The organism is Leeuwenhoekiella sp. MAR_2009_132 (assembly GCF_000687915.1).
Classification (GTDB): Bacteria; Bacteroidota; Bacteroidia; order Flavobacteriales; family Flavobacteriaceae; genus Leeuwenhoekiella.
Genome location: NZ_JHZY01000002.1, coordinates 1,344,360 through 1,362,534, shown reverse-complemented (window position 1 = coordinate 1,362,534; position 18,175 = coordinate 1,344,360). Strand labels below are relative to the sequence as shown.

The window sequence follows — 18,175 nt, the reverse complement described above, 5'->3', positions numbered from 1 at the left end:
AAAACCAATATTATATAATTTTATTCTTTTAAATAGGAATTATCCTAATAATATTGCAAAAAAGTATAATGAATTTTCAGATTTAATTTTATGAAAAGAATTGGTTTTAACGATAATTACTTAATTTTCATCTGCTTATAAACTTAAGTATTAAGATTCTTCCTAAGAACATAAATACAACGATCTACACATAAGTATTCAATTACTCCTTAATTTATAAAGTTTTATAACATGTCTATTTTATCTCAAATTTGAATATAAATTGAAGTAGTCAAAATAGATAGAAATACTATTTTTGCCTATGCAAAATAACGTACTCATTTTAGATTTCGGTTCGCAGTATACACAACTTATTGCTAGACGCATACGTGAACTCAATATTTTCTGCGAAATCAAACCTTTCAATAAATTACCGGAAGACTTGAGCAGCTACAAGGCTGTCATACTATCTGGCTCACCATCTTCAGTTAGGGCAGCAGATGCGCCTCACCCTGATTTGACTAATATTCGCGGTAAAAAACCACTTCTTGGGGTTTGTTACGGTGCTCAATATCTCGCACATTTTCATGGTGGAGAAGTGGGGCAGTCAAATACACGTGAATACGGCCGGGCTAATCTTTCTATGATTAAAGAGGATGAAGCTTTTTTTGAAGGTGTTACAATAGGTAGCCAGGTTTGGATGAGCCACAGTGATACTATAAAACGTTTGCCCGAAGGAGCTGTTTTATTAGCAAGTACGCACGATGTTGAGAACGCCGCATATAAGTTAAAAGATGAGGATACTTACGCCATTCAATTTCACCCGGAGGTTTATCACTCTACAGACGGAAAACAAATTTTAGAAAATTTTCTCGTAAATATCGCTCAGGTTGAGCAAAGCTGGACACCAGATAGTTTTGTAGAAAGTACTGTCGAACAACTTCAAAAGAAAATAGGGTCAGATAAAGTGATACTTGGTCTTTCTGGTGGTGTAGATAGTTCTGTTGCTGCTATGCTTTTGCATAAGGCCATAGGAGTTAACCTGCACTGTATATTTGTAAATAACGGTCTGCTTCGTAAAAATGAGTTTCAAGATGTATTGAAACAATATGAAGGTATGGGACTAAACGTAAAAGGAGTTGATGCTTCAGACCGATTTCTTGAAGCGTTAGCCGGTAAAAGTGATCCTGAAGAAAAAAGAAAAACTATAGGGCGTGTTTTTATTGACGTTTTTGATGATGAATCGCATCAGGTAGAGAATGCAAAATGGCTTGCTCAGGGCACTATATATCCAGATGTAATTGAGTCGGTATCTGCAACAGGTGGACCATCGGCAACTATAAAATCACATCATAATGTAGGCGGTTTGCCAGATTTTATGAAGCTTCAAGTTGTAGAACCGTTGCGAATGCTTTTTAAAGATGAAGTGCGCAGAGTGGGTGCCAGTATGGATATGAGTCCTGCCTTATTAGGAAGACATCCTTTTCCGGGGCCTGGTTTAGCAATACGTATTTTAGGAGACATTACTCCTGAGAAGGTTAGAATTTTACAAGAGGTTGATGCTGTTTTTATTAATAGTCTACGAGAATGGGATTTATATGATAAAGTGTGGCAGGCCGGTGCAATTTTATTGCCGGTAGATTCGGTAGGGGTAATGGGCGATGAGCGTACCTACGAGAAGTGTGTAGCATTACGCGCTGTAGAAAGCACAGATGGTATGACAGCGGACTGGGTTAACCTACCTTATAATTTTTTACAAAAGGTCTCTAATGATATAATAAATAAGGTTAAGGGCGTTAATAGAGTAGTCTATGACATCAGCTCTAAACCACCTGCAACTATTGAGTGGGAATAACCAAAAGTTATTTCATTAAATAGTTAGCATAAATTATAGTAAAGAAGGTCTTTGTTTATAGTGTTGAAAAATGAACTTCTGTTCAAATTATATTTTTTAATATTCAAATTATCAGAGACTTATATTTTAAATTTAAATCAAAAATGGGATTTTGAGTTTTAACTTAAAATCCCATTTATAATAAAGCTCACTAATGAGAAATGTAACCATATTATTTATTTTCATTTTCGTTGTATTCAGTTGTTCAAGTATAGGTCAGCAAACCTACTCAAGTCACCGTGTAGTACAAGGAGAAACAGTATCTAGTATTGCAAATAAATACAATGTTACCGTGTACGAGATTTACCGTCTTAATCCGGAAGCAAAAAATCAATTGTACCCGGGTTTGGTTTTAATTTTACCTGGCGGAAACGCTAATACCACGGCATCAAATAGCAGTGAGAATGAGAAATTTATTTTTCATACCGTACAAAAAGGGGAGACTCTTTACAATCTCTCAAAAAAATATGAAGTTGCAGAATCTACAATTAAGCGGTACAATCAGCATTTATACAGTGCAGAACTAAGAAACGGGGAGACGATTAAAATTTTAAAACCCGGCTCAGGTACTTCTGCTGTTACTGAAATTTCAAAACCAACTTCTACAAATAGAAAACATATTGTAAAACCCAAGGAAACTAAATACGGTTTGGCATCGATGTATGGTATTTCGGTAGCAGAATTAGAAAACCTGAATCCGGATATTGTGGATGGTTTACAAATAGGGGACATCGTTAATGTGCCAGATAAAGCCTATACAAATGATGCGGTTATAGAAGACAGTAAATATGGTTTTTATGAAGTAAAGCCTAAAGAAACATTATTCAGGTTAACCCAAAGATGGGGTATGACCGAGGAACAACTTACTACCCTAAATCCTTCATTAAAAGATGGTCTTAAGAGTGGTATGGTATTGACTTTACCAAAATCTAAACTCACAAATGAGGTACAGGTTACTACAACGGGTGGAGCTATAAATTTAGCGAATAACTTAAAGAACTTGTCTGTAAAAAATATTGCTGTTATGCTTCCATTTAATTTAGGAAGTGCACAGGTAGACTCTGAAGAATTGAATAAAAGCGCTTTAAAATCTGACCGTGTTATGAATATAGCGTTAGATTTCTACAGTGGGTCATTAATGGCTGTAGATTCAGCTAAGGCTTTGGGTATATCTTCTAATCTATATGTTTATGATACCGAATATTCACGTTCAGCAGGTAAGGCAAGTAATGATCGCAAGATTGAGGAAATAGTGAACCGTAAAGATTTTGATAAGATGAACGCTGTTATAGGGCCCTTACTTACCTCAAACGTTGAAAAAACGTCTTCATTATTACGAGCGAGAGCTATTCCCGTTGTTTCACCCATTGTGCCTTCTTTAACTATGAGTGCAAATTTGTTTCAATCACGTCCTGATGACAAAATATTAAAAGAGCAAATGCTTGGTTTTATAAAGCAGGATGGCAAAGGCAAAAATATTATTATAGTTGCAGACTCTAAAAATTTAAATACAAAAGAGCGCATTCTTTCTCTGTACCCTGATGCTAAAATCGTTTCTCCCAGAAGTAGTGGTAATGGTTACTACATAAGATCTAGTGATTTAGTATCTAAACTTTCACGTACTATAGAAAATTGGGTAATTCTTGAATCTAATGACATTGCGCTTATTAGCAATATTACAACAACATTAAGTACACAGCTTTCTAATAGCGCAATTACGTTATTAACAACAGATAAAGGTTCTGCATACGAGAGCGATGATGTATCTAATATTACATTGATGAAGTTAAACTTTCATTTTCCGTCTGTTGACAGAGAATATGATTTTAAACATAAGGATTTCATAAATGCGTATATTTCAAAATACGGTTATGCGCCCAGCAGTTATGCGGTGAGAGGTTATGACATTACATTTGACACCTTATTGCGTTTAGCAGCAGCAGAGAGTCTGTACAGTGCTGCAGATGCAGGGTACATCACTCAGTATGTAGAAAATAAGTTCAATTATGTGCAGGATCCTATTTCTTCAGGATATTATAATAAAGCTTCATATATAATTAAATACGGAAAGGATTTAGAAGAGATTGTCGTGGAAGTTTCTAATGATATGAAAAATACTTCAGGAGTATTGAAGAATTAAACAAGGCAAAAAGCAAAGTGTCTATTTAGCTAGCTTACGCAAAAGTTGCCATCATTTAAATTCTGATTTATATGTGTTGCATAGGCACCTTTAGACAATAAATGAAAAGAGAATCCTCAACTGTGTCAATGATTCTAACAGGTTTAATGTGAATTTTACACGTATAACCTAAGTATATAAATCTTGTGATATGGGACTAATTCTAAAGACGGTATATTCTAGCCGATTTAAATTTTTAAAATTACGAGAAGTATTTAAACCTAAAAAAGCCCAATCATTACTGATTGGGCTTTTTCGTTATAAGCGGAATATTGTTAATTAGGCGTTAGCCTTATTTTACTTTATTTACGATTGCTTCAAAAGCTTCTGGGTGATTCATCGCTAAATCTGCTAAAACCTTACGGTTAAGCTCGATGTTTGCAGACTTCACTTTGCCCATAAACTGAGAATAAGACATACCGTGTAAACGTACACCCGCATTAATACGAGTAATCCATAAAGCACGGAAATTTCTTTTCTTTTGGCGACGGTCGCGGTATGCATATAGCATTGCTTTGTCAACCGCATTTTTTGCAACTGTGTAGACGTTTTTACGTCTTCCAAAGTAACCTTTGGCTTGCTTCAATACCTTTTTTCTTCGGGCTCTAGAAGCAACTGAATTTACTGATCTTGGCATAATTTAATTGTTTTTGTAGCAGGCGGGTAATTAATACCACTTTTAAAACATTTTATTTAGTGCTTTGCCTAACTCCAGGGTTTATAAAATAATTGAACCGGTTACGTTCTTATTTAAGACGTAACATAATTTTCACGTTGTTCTCGTCAGCTTTGTGAACGATAGTATCGTGAGTTAATGCAAGCTTACGTTTCTTAGACTTTTTAGTCAAGATGTGACTCTTAAACGCATGCTTTCTTTTGATTTTACCAGTACCGGTAAGCTTAAAACGCTTTTTAGCACTGCCTTTTGTTTTCATTTTAGGCATAATTCCTAGTTTATTTAATTAATCCGCTTATTTTTTTGTCCTGATCTTTTAATATCAAAACAATCCCGGCCTTCTCAGGTCGGGATTTTATTTTAATGTGTCTTAATGACTGCTTATTTACTTGCTTTCTTAGGAGCTAAGAACATAATCATTCGTTTACCTTCTAATTTAGGCATCTGTTCTACTTTGCCGTAATCTTCAAGTTCCTGAGCGAGACGTAAGAGCAGTATTTGACCCTGATCTTTATAGATTATTGAGCGACCTTTAAAGAAAACATACGCTTTTAATTTAGAACCTTCTTCAAGGAATTTTATTGCGTGTTTCTTTTTAAACTCGTAGTCATGATCATCTGTATTAGGCCCAAATCTGATTTCCTTTACGACTACTTTTGACGCTTTGGCCTTCATGACCTTCTCACGTTTCTTCTGCTCGTAAACGAACTTTTTATAATCCATCACTTTACAAACAGGAGGTTCTGCATTTGGTGATATTTCAACCAAATCTAATTCCTGCTCATCTGCGATTTCTTGTGCCTTACTGGTGGGATAAACCCCCATTTCTACATTATCTCCTACAAGACGTACTTCACGAGCACGTATCTTTTGATTGATAAGGTGTTGGTCTGTCTTCTGAACCCTCATGGGTCCTTTTGATCTTTTTCTACGTATTGCTATGGCTATATATTTTTAATTAAACTTCAAATTTCTTTAGTGTTTTGTTGATTTCGGTATTAACAACTTCTGCAAATTCTGCAACTGTCATCGTTCCTAAATCCTCACCACCATGTTTACGTACAGAAACCGTACCATCATTAGCTTCTTTCTCACCAATAATCAACATGAAAGGTAGTTTTTGCATTTCCGCTTCCCGAATCTTACGACCCATAGTCTCTCCGCGGTCATCTACCGTGGCGCGAATTTCGTGATTTTCTAACAATTCTAAAACATTTTCGGCGTATTTCTCGTAATTCTCACTGAGTGTTAAAACGATAGCCTGTTGTGGCATCAACCAAAGTGGGAAATTACCCCCTGTATGCTCTAATAAAATTGCTATAAAACGTTCCATACTTCCAAAAGGAGCACGGTGTATCATTACCGGACGGTGCTCTTCATTATCACTGCCTTTATAAGTAAGTTCAAAACGTTCTGGCAGATTGTAATCTACCTGAATGGTTCCCAGCTGCCAGCTGCGCCCTAATGCATCTTTAACCATAAAGTCAAGTTTAGGGCCGTAAAACGCTGCTTCTCCGGTTTCTATAACATAGTTAAGACCTTTTGCTTTTGCTGCATTTATAATAGCAGTTTCTGCTTTAGCCCAGTTCTCATCAGAACCTATGTATTTTTCTTTGTTTTCAGGATCTCTTAAAGATACCTGTGCGGTAAAGTTTTCAAAGCCTAAAGATCCAAATACATATAGTACCAGATCTATAACTTTCATAAACTCTTCATCCAATTGATCTGGAGTACAAAAGATGTGTGCGTCATCCTGTGTAAAACCTCTAACACGTGTAAGACCGTGTAATTCACCACTTTGCTCATAACGGTAAACGGTGCCAAATTCTGCAAAGCGCTTTGGTAAATCTCTATAACTCCACTGTATAGAGTTATAAATTTCACAGTGATGTGGACAATTCATCGGCTTTAGTAGAAATTCTTCTCCTTCTGCAGGTGTGGTAATAGGTTGAAAACTATCTGCACCATATTTTGCATAGTGACCAGAAGTTACATACAGTTCTTTTTGACCTATATGCGGTGTAACCACCATTTCGTAACCAGCTTTTTTCTGTGCAGCCTTTAAAAAGTTTTCAAGACGCTCACGCAAAGCGGCACCTTTAGGCAGCCATAATGGCAGACCTTGTCCTACTTTTTGAGAAAATGTAAATAATTGTAATTCTTTACCTAATTTTCTATGATCTCGTTTTTTAGCTTCTTCAAGAAGTTCTAAGTATTCTTTTAGATCTTTTTGCTTCGGAAAAGAAATACCATAAATACGAGTTAACTGGTTGTTTTTTTCATCACCTCTCCAATAAGCGCCGGCAACGCTCATCAATTTTACTGCTTTAACAAAACCGGTATTGGGTAAATGTCCCCCGCGGCATAAATCTGTAAAGCTGTCGTGATCACAAAAAGTAATTGTACCGTCTTCGAGATTTTCTATAAGTTCAACCTTATAGGGGTTGTTTTGTTTTTTATATAATTCTAGAGCATCTGCTTTTGAAACACTACGCATTGAAAACTCATGTTTTCCGCGGGCAATGTCAAGCATTTTATCTTCAATCTTCTTAAAATCACCTTCTCCTAAAGTTTGAGCTCCAAGATCTACATCATAGTAAAAACCTTTATCTATAGCAGGGCCTATGGTTAACTTTACGCCCGGGTAGAGCTCTTCTAATGCCTGCGCTAAAATGTGTGCGGAAGAATGCCAGAATGCTGTCTTACCTTCGTCATCATTCCAGGTGTAAAGAACTAAAGAACCATCCTCTGTTAAGGGTGTTGTAGTCTCTACCGTGGTAGTATTATATTTTGCTGAAATAACATTACGTGCAAGACCTGCACTGATGCTGTTTGCGACATCAAAAGGTGTTACGCCGCTTTCAAATTCTTTTACACTGCCATCTGGCAAAGTAACCTGGATCATAATTAAAATTTAAGCTGTAAAGATAAGGGCTTTCCCGTCAAAATTGAAAACTTCAAATTCAAAGTTTGAGAATACTTTTTAACTCAAAGAATTCCGCGGGCTTTTATCTCTAAATATTTATTGATTGTGTTTACAGAAAGGTCTTCGGGTTTTGTCAGGACGGTTTGTATTCCGTGTTTTTCAAGCTCCTTTACCATAAGTTTTTTATCATATTCCATCTTTTGAGCAATGGTCTTGTGGTAAATTTCTGCAGTGCTAGTTGCTTTTTTAGTAATTAAGTCATCTAACTCTGTATTCTCAAAAAAGATAACGACTAGAACATGTTTTTTAGCTAAACCTTTAAGATAGGGTAGTTGGCGTTGTAAACTACTTATGTGCTCAAAATTTGTGTAAAGCAATAATAAACTTCTGTGCGTTATTTTTCGTTTTACTTCGGCGTATAACCTGCTAAAATCACTATCTAAAAACTGTGTATTTATAGCATACAGTACTTCAAGTATTGTATTTAAATGTGTCTTTTTATTACTTACTGCGAGATGATTTTGAATGGTATTACTAAACGTTAGTAAACCGGTTTTGTCATTCTTTTTTAGCGCGATATTACTAAAAGCTAAAGTGCTGTTTATTGCATAGTCTAAAAGGGTAAGGCCCTTAAAAGGCATTTTCATCACGCGACTGGCATCAATCAACGAATAAACAGGTTGTGATTTCTCATCCTGAAACTGATTAATCATTAAAGCGCCACGTTTTGCAGTAGCTTTCCAGTTGATAGTGCGTATATCATCGCCTATGACATAATCTTTTATCTGTTCAAATTCCATCGTGTGACCAATGCGGCGTATTTTTTTTAAACCGAATTGTGTCAATTTATTATCAATAGCCAGAAAGGCATATTTTTTCATTTGAATAAAAGACGGGTACACCTTTACCGTTTGACCATTATTAAACGTATATCTACGCTTCACTATTTTAAGGGGAGAACTCACATAGATATTAAGTTTTCCAAAATTGTAAATACCGCGATCTACGGGTCGTAAACCATAACTTATAGAAACCTGATCGCGGGAAGGAATACTACCTATTTTTAAAAAATCTCTTTTTTGAAACTGAACAGGAATCTCATCAATCACAGAAAATGAAATTTTAAAATTGTATTTGTTCTGTATGGTAAGCGGTACTTCATTGAGATCGCTGTTCGAAAACTTTTCGGGTAGCTGCCGGGTAGCAAAAATTCCTTCCTTCTTTTTATACAAAGTCAAAATATCAAATACAACAATAAGCAAAACCAGCCACAAACCTATAAGCGCAATAGGGTATAAAGCGTGTACCCAATAGGAGAACAAGAAGAGTAGAACAAGTGCTGCTAAAACATAGAACACCCGTGTTCCTAAATAAAGACTTTGTATAAATTTAATAATGCGCACTAGCGGGGTACTTCTACAGATTGAACAAGCATATCTATTACCGTTTCAGGGGTCATACCTTCCATCTCGCGTTCTGGCGATAAAATTACCCGATGTCTTAGAACCGGAGTGACCGTTTTTTTAACATCTTCCGGAGTCACAAAATCCCTTCCATTAATTGCGGCAAATGCTTTTGAAGCGTTCATTATGGCTAATGAAGCACGAGGAGATCCTCCTAAATATAAATGCGGATGAGTACGCGATTTTACTGTAATAGATGCGATGTAGTTTAGAATCTTTTCTTCAATGCGTATATGATGAATTTGTTTTCTATACGCTTCAAGCTTTTCTGGAGAAAGTACCGCATTGATCACAGCTTCCTGGCTGGTGTGGCGTTCGTTATGGCTTTTAAGAATTGCGATCTCATCGGTAAGATCAGGGTATTCTACTTTTATTTTAAACAGAAAACGATCTAATTGTGCTTCGGGTAAAGCATAGGTTCCTTCCTGCTCAATAGGATTTTGGGTAGCTAGTACCATAAAGGGTTTATCTAACTGGAATTGTTGACCATCTATAGTGATTTGGCGCTCCTCCATCACTTCAAAAAGGGCAGCCTGTGTTTTTGCAGGAGCTCTGTTTATCTCGTCTATAAGTACAATGTTTGAGAATATAGGACCGTGCTTAAATTCAAAATTGCTGGTACTCATATTCAATACAGAAGTTCCCAATACATCACTGGGCATCAGGTCTGGAGTGAATTGAATTCGACTAAATGCGGTGCTTAGTGTTTTTGCAAAAAGCTTAGCGGTAACTGTTTTTGCAATACCGGGAACCCCTTCAATCAATACGTGACCTTCAGAGAGTAACGCAATGATTAGTAATTCTATAAATTCATGCTGGCCTATAATCACTTTTGCCAGCTCAGCTTTTAATTGATCAACTGCATCACGAAGTCCTTCAAGAGGAATTCGGTTTGTAAATTCTAAATTTTCTGAATTGTCGTTTTGATTGCCCGTTTTAGGTGCAGCCTCGTTGTTTATGTTATCAGATAAATTAGTTGATTCGTCCATCCTGATGGTGTTTTTTAAAGTTTTCAATATAAGTGTTTAACTGTATCAATTCGTCTTCAGTAATCTCTGCTTTCTGCTTGAGGCTTATGATATAGTCAATGGTATTTTTAATTTCTACTACGGAAACATTACTTTTTGCAGCGAGATTTTCGATAAATGCAAGATCTTTTTTATCTGTGGCAAGTATAAATGTACTTCGTATATACTCCATAAAATGATTAATCTGATGCATTGCAATTTGCCTGTTGTCTTTCTTATCAAGATACATCCCGGCGATCGTTCTGGTATAATCAAGCGTTTTATTAGAAAGCGGTTTAATCACAGCTATACTGCGCTGATTGCGTTTTCCTTCAAAATAAACCCAAATGAGTGCGGTAATTAGTAATGTGTACCACGACCATTTTAGGTATTTGTTGTTTAAAATTATAAATAAGGGAGAAACGGCAACTGCTTTACTGTTTTTGTAATGCTGATCTAGATATAAATTTCCCTCTGCAGGTAAATAGGCGAGTGTCTTTGCAGTATATTCTGCATTTATGCTATCTAGCATAAATACATTCGTGTATGCTTCTGGAAATGTATTTATAATTACGGTTCCCTTTTTATAAGGTGTTTTTATAAAGTTAATTTTAGGTTTAGGCAAGAGTTTATTTCTCGTGCTATTTGCTAGATGAAAAACGCCTAAAACTGTTGTTTGTAGCGTGTCTATCTCATCAAAGAAAACCGTACTTATATCTTTATCTAAAAGGTAAGCAGTCTTTATATTTAATTTCGGGTTACTCAAATAAACCACAGGGCGTTTTTCAAGAACTTCGGTTTCGGTATAATAACTCGTGTTGAGATTTAACGTATCTAAAATTGTTTCACTAACCGCATTGGCAGCAATAAAAAGCGTATTGCCTTTTGCAACCCAATTAAGTAATTTATTTGCTTCTGCCTCATCATTATATACCGAACTATTTAGAAAAAAGTAGGTGCCGGAAACAGTGCTGTCTAACAGGAATTCAAATGGAGGTACATTAACTTCCTGAATTCTTTCTTCGTCTATAACTGTATTTAACTGGTCATAAAAAACATACGTACCAAACGGGATTTTGTCAAGTTTACCGTAAGCCGGAAACCAGTTAATAGGTTCAGGTTTTGAAGCTTCTGCCGCGATAAGAAGCGCCACACATAGGATAAGTATACCCGCGAGTATTTTATAACGGGTGGTCATAAAGTTGCGGTTGTTTTTTTAAATTCTTGTTCAGCTTTATTAAAGGCAGATTCACTCACTTCAAAATTACCATACCAGATAAAATCATAGATACGGGTAAGCTTAGTAAATTCAATACGCAACTCTTTATTTTTGATTTCATATACATAATCGGCATTTGTTTTTTGCACCTGCCAATCTATAATGTCTTTATTTGCTAATTTTTGTAAAAGCAATAAATAATAATAGCGCACGGCCAACTGGTAATTTTTTTGAAGCAAGGCATCATCTATGAGTTCCTGAATATTTTGAGTCTCTATAATCTGTTGCTCGTCTGTAAGAATCACTTTATTTAAGCTGCCGTTTTTTAGGCCAGAACCACCCATATCAATTTTTAGAAATAGCCAGACCAGTAGAGCTAGAACACCCAGTAATAGTAAATAGGGTAGTGCCCGTACTATAAGGCCTAACAGACCTGTTGCTTCATTGCCTTGAAGAATCCAATTTATAAAGGTATCCCACAAATCATCTAGCCAGGTTTTGAAACGCGTCCACAAATTATCTGGCGGTATTAATTCTTCATAGTTAAATGCCTCCTCCAGTTTGATATTTTCAAGAGTTTGAGCATTAAATTGCTGTACGCTAATGACGCTATCATCATACCTAATATCTTTTGAAACCTGTGTTGAATCTAAAATTTCAGCTTTTAAACTGAAACTAAAGACACAAAAAAAGAGAATTACTATGTAAAATGAGTTTTGCATTAAAGGTCAGATCCTATACTGTCTATAGTTTCAAAAGTCCCGGTTTGATTTATTTTTTCATTTAGATTGAAATAAATAAATGCAATAGCTATAGCATAAATACCTGCTAAAATGTATTGAATAGCAGTAGATATAGCATTTAATGTGATGTAAACCCAGTCGATCATACCCGATACATCTCCCTGAGAAATTTGATCTGCAGAAGTAAATGTTTTTACAAGTGAATAGATAATAACGGGTACCGAAAATACAATGTTGGCAACATAGACTAATAACCCCATAACTAAAATAGTGGCAAATGTCATCCACCACTCGCCCTTAATTAATCTGAAACTATCTTTTACTGAATTAACAATATTGGTTTCTTTGAAAACTTTTACAGGGAAACTAAGAGATACAGTTGTCGAAAAGTAAATAAAAGCAAAAAATAAAAAAAATAAAATTAAACCTCCAAATATATAATTAATAGCCATTGAAGGTGCAATTAAGATAATAAAGGTAAACAAAATGGTAAAAAATAAGCCAAAACTTAAACCTGTTAAACCTCCTAATTGTGATTTCACAGCACTTTTCAATTCGTTTTGGTCTACAACTCCTTCATTCTGAATATATAGTTTTATGTAGTTTAAAATGGTTCCGTAAAGCACACCGTAGTAAAATAAAACAGCAATAAGTATCGCAATTATTGGTAATATAATATCTGTAGCATTGATGGTTTCAAAATTTAAAAATGAAATATCTGCAGAAATACTTGTAAAATAAGCAGAAATAGCTATTAAAATTATAAATGGTATTGCTGCATTACGCATCAATGCTTTAAAAAGAGGTTTGTATTCTAAACGTAAAAATTTAAAGGTATCAGACAGGATATCACCAAGTTCACGTTGCTTTTTAAAGTGGATTAATTCTTTCATAATGTGTTAAGCGTTTTTTTATAAACGATGTGAGGATATAGGACGTAGTAAAATAGAATTAGTAACAGAGAAATACTAATAATTGCGATAGCGAGCCAGTCTGGCATTTCGGTATGGCGGGTTACAAAACCTTCCAGAAATCCTGCGACAATAAAAAAAGGAATGGTACTCACCACGATTTTTAAACCATCTTTCATGCTGCGTTTAAAAGATTCTAAACGGGTATAGGTTCCGGGAAACAGGATTCCGCTACCAAGTACTAATCCTGCAGCACCTGCAATAATAATTACTGAAATTTCTATAGTACCATGAATCCAGATGGTACGTACAGATTCCCATAAAACTCCTTTTTCATAAAAGAAATACTGAAAAGAACCCAGCATAACGCCGTTTTTCATCATCATAAAAAGTGAGCCTACACAAAATAAAATTCCGAAGATAAAAGCCATCAGCGCAACTTTAATATTGTTTATGGTGATGCCTAAAAACATTTCGGTTTCATTCATTTCTTTGTAAACCCGCATCGGGTCATTATTTGCAATATTTTCTAAGGTCATATTTACATAACCATCGCCTAAAATGCTGCGTACATAAGCCCCATCTGTAGCCGCACTATAGGCACCTATAATCGCAAAAAGTATAAATGTTGCAAAGGATAGGAGTAAATGCTTTTGATAGTGGTGCATTAGCAAGGGGAATTCATCTGTAAAAAAAGTGATGAATCTTTTGCTTGACTCCCGCTTGGTTTTATAAATTTTCTGGTGCGATTGGGATGCTAAATGATTGAGATACTGCGTGGTTTTACTCTGCGGATAAAAGGTTTTTGCAAAACTCAAATGATCTGTCACTTCTAGATATAAGGCCGAAAGTTCATCTGGTGATAAATCATTTTGATTACCTACCATAACGTTTTCAAATCTTAACCATTTATCCTTATTTTGCTTCACAAAAGCTGCTTCACGCATAAAATGAGTATTAGTAGTATCGGTTTTGACAAGATAGTTTGTGAAAACTAGTTTAAAAAAATTAATATTCAGAGTGATCTCTGAAGCAATTAATACATAGTTTTAATCTGTAAGGGTTACTGCCAGATCTAACTTAAGGAGTAAAGAAAAGAATAAATGGATAACTTTCAAATTGAAACTGCCCAAAATGTAAGCATTCAACAAAACGTTGCGGGAATTGGCGAGCGTATACTTGCTTATTTAATAGACTTGCTAATTCTGATTGCTTATTTTGTACTAACCATTTTTATATTGGCCTCATTTGGTATAGATAGTAACTCTACGGCATCTGTGGCTATTTTTTTTATGATAATTAGCATACCGGCTTTTTTATATTTTCTATTTCTTGAAGCCTTCTGGAACGGTCGTACGTTTGGTAAAGCAGCTTTAAACTTGAGAGTAGTTAAAATTGATGGCTCAAAGCCCGGTTTTGGAAGTTATTTTGTAAGGTGGATTATGCGCACCATTGATATCTCACTAACCAGCGGCGGTATTGCCGTATTTACTATTTTATTAAATGGAAAAGGGCAACGATTAGGAGATATTGCAGCGGGTACGACAGTTATTAATGAAAATAAAAAAGTGAGTTTAAGTCAAACATTACTTGAAGATATCCCTGTAGATTATGTGCCAAAATACCCACAGGTGACTGTATTTAGTGATGCAGATATTCAAAAAATTAAAACAATATATAACCAATCTCGATTTAGCGGAAAACACAATGTTATTGTTAAGCTTAGTGATAAGTTAGCTGCCACAATGCAAATTACACCAGACGAGAAGCCTCTTCAATTTGTAGATCGTGTGCTTAAAGATTATAACTACTATACACAATTATAGATGGAAAGTGTTGCAGCAGATATTATTGATATTTTAGGAACTATAGCTTTTGCGATTTCGGGAGTTATTACCGCTACAAAAAAGAGAATGGATCTGTTTGGCATTCTCATTATTGCGACCGTAACTTCAGTAGGTGGTGGTACTTTACGAGACTTATTAATAGGTAAATCTCCTGTAACATGGATTCTAAACACCTCTTTTGTTTATCTTATTTTTATAGCGACCGTTTTTGCGATTATTTTTAGGAGACAATTACGCTACGTGCGTAAATCATTATTTTTATTTGATACAATAGGTATCGCATTGTATACGGTCACAGGTGTTCAAATGGGAATTTTAATAGGTTTAGCGCCTGTAATTTGCATAGCTTTGGGTACGATTACAGCTTGTTTTGGTGGTGTATTGCGTGATATTCTATGCACCGAAATCCCGGTGATTTTTAGAAAAGAAATTTATGCGAGCGCTTGTATTGTGGGAGGGAGTATGTATGTACTTTTAGATCATTTTGATGTTAACACAGTAATCAATTCGGTAATATCGGGGTTTCTGGTAATTCTAATACGTACGCTTGCTGTAGTATTTAAACTTCAGTTACCATCTATTTATAATAATGAGGCAGCGCCAGAAAATTAGATTTAAACATAATTTTTAGTAGTATGGGTAAAAAACGTCCTGACCTAACTCCACAGTTACAAGAGTTTATAAAAGAGCAAAAGATATTTTTTGTAGGCACTGCAGCAGACAGTGGTTTTGTAAATGTCTCTCCAAAAGGAATGTCAACTTTTTATATTCTGAACTCACAGGAAGTGTTGTGGTTAAATATGACAGGTAGTGGTAATGAGACCGCAGCTCACATTCTTAAAGATGCACGTATGACGGTTATGTTTTGCTCTTTTGATAAAAATCCACTTATATTAAGGTTATATGGTACGGCTGAAGTGTATCACGAGCGTGATGCTGTATTTTCTGAATATATGAGGTATTTTGAAGAAACTACCGGAGCCCGTCAAATTTTTAAATTATCTATAGACCTAGTACAATCATCGTGTGGCTTTGGAGTCCCTTTTATGGACTATAAAGGAGAGCGTGACACATTAAAAGTGTGGGCAGAACATAAAGGTGAAAGTGGAATTAAAGAATACTGGACCGAGAAAAATCAAACCAGTCTTGATGGTTTTGATACCGGGATTTTTGAATAATTCCTATAATTCTGATTTTAAAAATAACCGATTAAGTATTTATAAATTATTTAAAGTGAATGTGAATGAGACATTTAATTGTAGCTCTACTACATTTTTTTTCAATTCAAATATATAGTCAGAATGCTAATGTGGTAAATTGGATTAATGAGAATTCGATTAAAATAGAAGATGTAGATCCAGACACAAAGCTTTCAATCTTCAATGAAAATATTCCACAGAAATTTGCTAATGCCAGAATTTTTGGATTTGGAGAAGCCACACATCACGGAAAGGAATTTTTCGATATTAAAGCTAAATTTTTCAAATATTTAGTAGAAACTCAAAATGTAAAGATATTTATAATGGAGGATTCGTACCCTTCAGAGAGCGGTATCAATGAATGGATAAGCGGAGGAACTGGAAGTGTTGAAACTATCGCTGAAAATTTCAGTACTTACATTTGGTACACAAAAGAGGTAGTTAATCTTTTAGAATGGATGCGAAATTACAATCTCGGTAAACCTGAAAATGAACAAATTCGTTATTATGGAATGGATATTCAGAATGTGAAAAATATCAATCTAGAATTACGAGAATTAGTAAAAAAGTTTAATATCCCTGTTAGCGAAGAACTTCTTTTAATAGCCGATGCATGTGTAGAAAAACGAGTAGAATATGGTAAGAAAAATGACTGGGCAGACATTCAAAATCCTAATCTTCTTAAAATAGAGAGTATTGTATCAGACTTCCAAAAAATTAATAAACTTGAAAATAACAGAGACTTTAAATCACTAATTAGAGCAATTAAATCTTTAATTAATTATACCCACTACGTTCAAGATTCAAAAAGTGAAATTAGAGATCTTGGAATGTTTAAAAGTGTCAATAATATAATTGATAATGAAACCGAGAATGGTAAAGTATTTATTTGGGCTCACAATCAACACATTAATAACAAAGAATTTTTATCCTATGGGAGTGGTTTGATTAATTTAGGAAGACATTTAAAAGATTTTTACAAAGACGATTACTACAGTGTATATTTTGACTTTGGGAAAGGTAAATTAAAAGGAAATGTATTTAAGAAAGGTAAACCCAATCATTGGGAGGTTTATGAAATTAAGAAGCCATTCAAAAAACCTATGCAGAAACACTTATTAAAGCCCAGAATGATATTTACTTTGTAGACATGCAAAAGGCCTCAAACAGTGATATAGCTGCTTTTTTTAGTGATAAGAAAAAGCAATTATTACTAGGTGGGCCTGGTTATAATCCGAAACGTATATCACTAATACCTAAAAAATATTCCGAAACATTTGATGGTTTAATTTTCATTAAAGTAATAAACCCAACAAATTCTTTTTAAAAAGGGATACATAATTGAGCTTAGTAAAAGAACGTACTTATAACCTTTATAAGCATAAGGATATTTCAATTATATTAGTCAATTATTTCAACCTTTTCTAAATAAATATTCTTAATAGGCCACTCATTTTCATCTACGGCCACTTTATTAATTTCATCTACTACATTCATTCCTTTTGTTACACGCCCAAAAACGGTGTGTTCACCGTCAAGATGATGTGCGCCACGCTCTGGTCGTACAATAAACCACTCAAAAGGAGAAGATGCATCACTAATATTTTGTTCTAAATATTTAGCTGCAGAAAAGGCACCACGCACGTGTGGATGGTTTACACTGGCTTCGTTAGGTATTAAATAATTGCCTATATGCTGTCTTTTTTTTGGAGTCTCGTAACCGTCACTATTACCTCCCTGAACCACAAAACCGGGAGAATTGCGATGTATCATTGTGTTTTCAAAATAGTTCTGTTTAACCAACAAAATAAAGTTTGCACGATGAAGAGGTGTATCTTTAAAGAGTTCAATTTCAATGTCACCATATTCTGTTAAGATACGTACACGGGTTTCTTGATTTTTTTTTCCGTATTCTGTTAAGAATGGAATAAGTTCTGCCTGAGATTCTATTATGGAGCCTGCCTTGGTTTTTAATTTCTCATTTTGAGCCTTGTTTTTCTCTGCTTCGGTACTATCTGCTTTCTTTTCAGTGGTTTGAGTTGGGATGTCTTTTGCCATTGATTTTTTATCTTCACAACCGGTACCGGTGAGAAGTAATGCACTTAATAAAATAGAAATACGAATACGCATAT

At 34.9% G+C, this 18,175-nt stretch carries 17 protein-coding genes; 6 read left to right on the top strand and 11 right to left on the bottom strand.

Annotated features, from left to right (window positions below):
- Positions 1-301 precede the first annotated feature (301 nt).
- Positions 302-1,834, top strand: a complete 1,533-nt coding sequence (gene guaA, locus P164_RS05935) for a glutamine-hydrolyzing GMP synthase (RefSeq protein ID WP_028375529.1) — start codon at positions 302-304, stop codon at positions 1,832-1,834.
- A 193-nt stretch (positions 1,835-2,027) separates the two neighbouring features.
- The gene (locus P164_RS05930) at positions 2,028-4,013 is read left to right on the top strand and encodes a LysM peptidoglycan-binding domain-containing protein (protein ID WP_028375528.1); all 1,986 of its coding nucleotides are present in this window, start codon (positions 2,028-2,030) and stop codon (positions 4,011-4,013) included.
- Between the two features lie 331 nt (positions 4,014-4,344).
- Here the strand turns inward: P164_RS05930 and rplT are convergent, their stop codons facing one another.
- From rplT to P164_RS05880, 10 genes are all read right to left on the bottom strand, one after another.
- Positions 4,345-4,689, bottom strand: coding sequence for a 50S ribosomal protein L20 (gene rplT / locus P164_RS05925; RefSeq protein WP_028375527.1), 345 nt, complete (start codon positions 4,687-4,689; stop codon positions 4,345-4,347).
- 109 nt (positions 4,690-4,798) lie between these two features.
- Entirely contained in the window at positions 4,799-4,996 is a 198-nt protein-coding gene (gene rpmI / locus P164_RS05920) for a 50S ribosomal protein L35 (RefSeq protein ID WP_028375526.1), read from the bottom strand.
- Positions 4,997-5,109: 113 nt separating this feature from the next.
- Entirely contained in the window at positions 5,110-5,637 is a 528-nt protein-coding gene (gene infC, locus P164_RS05915; protein ID WP_051621242.1) for a translation initiation factor IF-3, read from the bottom strand.
- A 49-nt stretch (positions 5,638-5,686) separates the two neighbouring features.
- A complete protein-coding gene (thrS, locus tag P164_RS05910; protein WP_028375524.1) occupies positions 5,687-7,633 on the bottom strand; it encodes a threonine--tRNA ligase in 1,947 nt (648 codons plus the stop codon).
- Between the two features lie 83 nt (positions 7,634-7,716).
- On the bottom strand, positions 7,717-9,051 hold the full coding sequence (locus tag P164_RS05905) for a DUF58 domain-containing protein (protein ID WP_028375523.1): 1,335 nt from the start codon (positions 9,049-9,051) through the stop codon (positions 7,717-7,719).
- A gap of 5 nt (positions 9,052-9,056) precedes the next feature.
- On the bottom strand, positions 9,057-10,106 hold the full coding sequence (locus P164_RS05900) for an AAA family ATPase (protein ID WP_028375522.1): 1,050 nt from the start codon (positions 10,104-10,106) through the stop codon (positions 9,057-9,059).
- Complete coding sequence (locus tag P164_RS05895) at positions 10,090-11,322, bottom strand: DUF4350 domain-containing protein (protein ID WP_028375521.1); 1,233 nt, start codon at positions 11,320-11,322, stop codon at positions 10,090-10,092. Before P164_RS05895 ends, P164_RS05900 begins: the two co-directional genes overlap by 17 nt.
- A complete protein-coding gene (locus tag P164_RS05890) occupies positions 11,319-12,065 on the bottom strand; it encodes a DUF4129 domain-containing protein (RefSeq protein ID WP_028375520.1) in 747 nt (248 codons plus the stop codon). Before P164_RS05890 ends, P164_RS05895 begins: the two co-directional genes overlap by 4 nt.
- The gene (locus P164_RS05885; RefSeq protein ID WP_028375519.1) at positions 12,065-12,979 is read right to left on the bottom strand and encodes a hypothetical protein; all 915 of its coding nucleotides are present in this window, start codon (positions 12,977-12,979) and stop codon (positions 12,065-12,067) included. Before P164_RS05885 ends, P164_RS05890 begins: the two co-directional genes overlap by 1 nt.
- A complete protein-coding gene (locus P164_RS05880) occupies positions 12,976-13,944 on the bottom strand; it encodes a stage II sporulation protein M (protein WP_028375518.1) in 969 nt (322 codons plus the stop codon). Before P164_RS05880 ends, P164_RS05885 begins: the two co-directional genes overlap by 4 nt.
- Before the next feature lie 156 nt (positions 13,945-14,100).
- On the opposite strand from P164_RS05880, the gene P164_RS05875 reads away from it, so the two are divergent.
- From P164_RS05875 to P164_RS05860, 4 genes are all read left to right on the top strand, one after another.
- Entirely contained in the window at positions 14,101-14,823 is a 723-nt protein-coding gene (locus P164_RS05875; protein WP_028375517.1) for an RDD family protein, read from the top strand.
- Positions 14,824-15,456 carry a trimeric intracellular cation channel family protein gene (locus P164_RS05870; RefSeq protein WP_028375516.1) on the top strand — a complete coding sequence of 211 codons (633 nt, stop codon included), beginning with the start codon at positions 14,824-14,826 and terminating at the stop codon, positions 15,454-15,456.
- A gap of 23 nt (positions 15,457-15,479) precedes the next feature.
- Positions 15,480-16,022: a pyridoxamine 5'-phosphate oxidase family protein gene (locus P164_RS05865; RefSeq protein ID WP_028375515.1), complete on the top strand. Its 543-nt coding sequence runs from the start codon at positions 15,480-15,482 to the stop codon at positions 16,020-16,022.
- A gap of 65 nt (positions 16,023-16,087) precedes the next feature.
- Entirely contained in the window at positions 16,088-17,191 is a 1,104-nt protein-coding gene (locus tag P164_RS05860) for an erythromycin esterase family protein (RefSeq protein WP_051621240.1), read from the top strand.
- Positions 17,192-17,444: 253 nt separating this feature from the next.
- On the opposite strand, the gene P164_RS05855 is transcribed toward P164_RS05860, so the two are convergent.
- A complete protein-coding gene (locus P164_RS05855; RefSeq protein ID WP_028375514.1) occupies positions 17,445-18,173 on the bottom strand; it encodes a peptidylprolyl isomerase in 729 nt (242 codons plus the stop codon).
- Between the last annotated feature and the right edge of the window lie 2 nt (positions 18,174-18,175).

Excerpts from the sequence above, each read along its gene's own strand:
- guaA (WP_028375529.1), top strand. The coding sequence starts at position 302 with ATGCAAAATAACGTACTCATTTTAGATTTCGGTTCGCAGTATACACAA.
- P164_RS05930 (WP_028375528.1), top strand. The coding sequence starts at position 2,028 with ATGAGAAATGTAACCATATTATTTATTTTCATTTTCGTTGTATTCAGT.
- rplT (WP_028375527.1), bottom strand. The coding sequence starts at position 4,689 with ATGCCAAGATCAGTAAATTCAGTTGCTTCTAGAGCCCGAAGAAAAAAG.
- rpmI (WP_028375526.1), bottom strand. The coding sequence starts at position 4,996 with ATGCCTAAAATGAAAACAAAAGGCAGTGCTAAAAAGCGTTTTAAGCTT.
- infC (WP_051621242.1), bottom strand. The coding sequence starts at position 5,637 with ATGAGGGTTCAGAAGACAGACCAACACCTTATCAATCAAAAGATACGT.
- thrS (WP_028375524.1), bottom strand. The coding sequence starts at position 7,633 with ATGATCCAGGTTACTTTGCCAGATGGCAGTGTAAAAGAATTTGAAAGC.
- P164_RS05900 (WP_028375522.1), bottom strand. The coding sequence starts at position 10,106 with ATGGACGAATCAACTAATTTATCTGATAACATAAACAACGAGGCTGCA.
- P164_RS05895 (WP_028375521.1), bottom strand. The coding sequence starts at position 11,322 with ATGACCACCCGTTATAAAATACTCGCGGGTATACTTATCCTATGTGTG.
- P164_RS05890 (WP_028375520.1), bottom strand. The coding sequence starts at position 12,065 with ATGCAAAACTCATTTTACATAGTAATTCTCTTTTTTTGTGTCTTTAGT.
- P164_RS05885 (WP_028375519.1), bottom strand. The coding sequence starts at position 12,979 with ATGAAAGAATTAATCCACTTTAAAAAGCAACGTGAACTTGGTGATATC.
- P164_RS05880 (WP_028375518.1), bottom strand. The coding sequence starts at position 13,944 with ATGCGTGAAGCAGCTTTTGTGAAGCAAAATAAGGATAAATGGTTAAGA.
- P164_RS05875 (WP_028375517.1), top strand. The coding sequence starts at position 14,101 with ATGGATAACTTTCAAATTGAAACTGCCCAAAATGTAAGCATTCAACAA.
- P164_RS05870 (WP_028375516.1), top strand. The coding sequence starts at position 14,824 with ATGGAAAGTGTTGCAGCAGATATTATTGATATTTTAGGAACTATAGCT.
- P164_RS05865 (WP_028375515.1), top strand. The coding sequence starts at position 15,480 with ATGGGTAAAAAACGTCCTGACCTAACTCCACAGTTACAAGAGTTTATA.
- P164_RS05860 (WP_051621240.1), top strand. The coding sequence starts at position 16,088 with ATGAGACATTTAATTGTAGCTCTACTACATTTTTTTTCAATTCAAATA.
- P164_RS05855 (WP_028375514.1), bottom strand. The coding sequence starts at position 18,173 with ATGCGTATTCGTATTTCTATTTTATTAAGTGCATTACTTCTCACCGGT.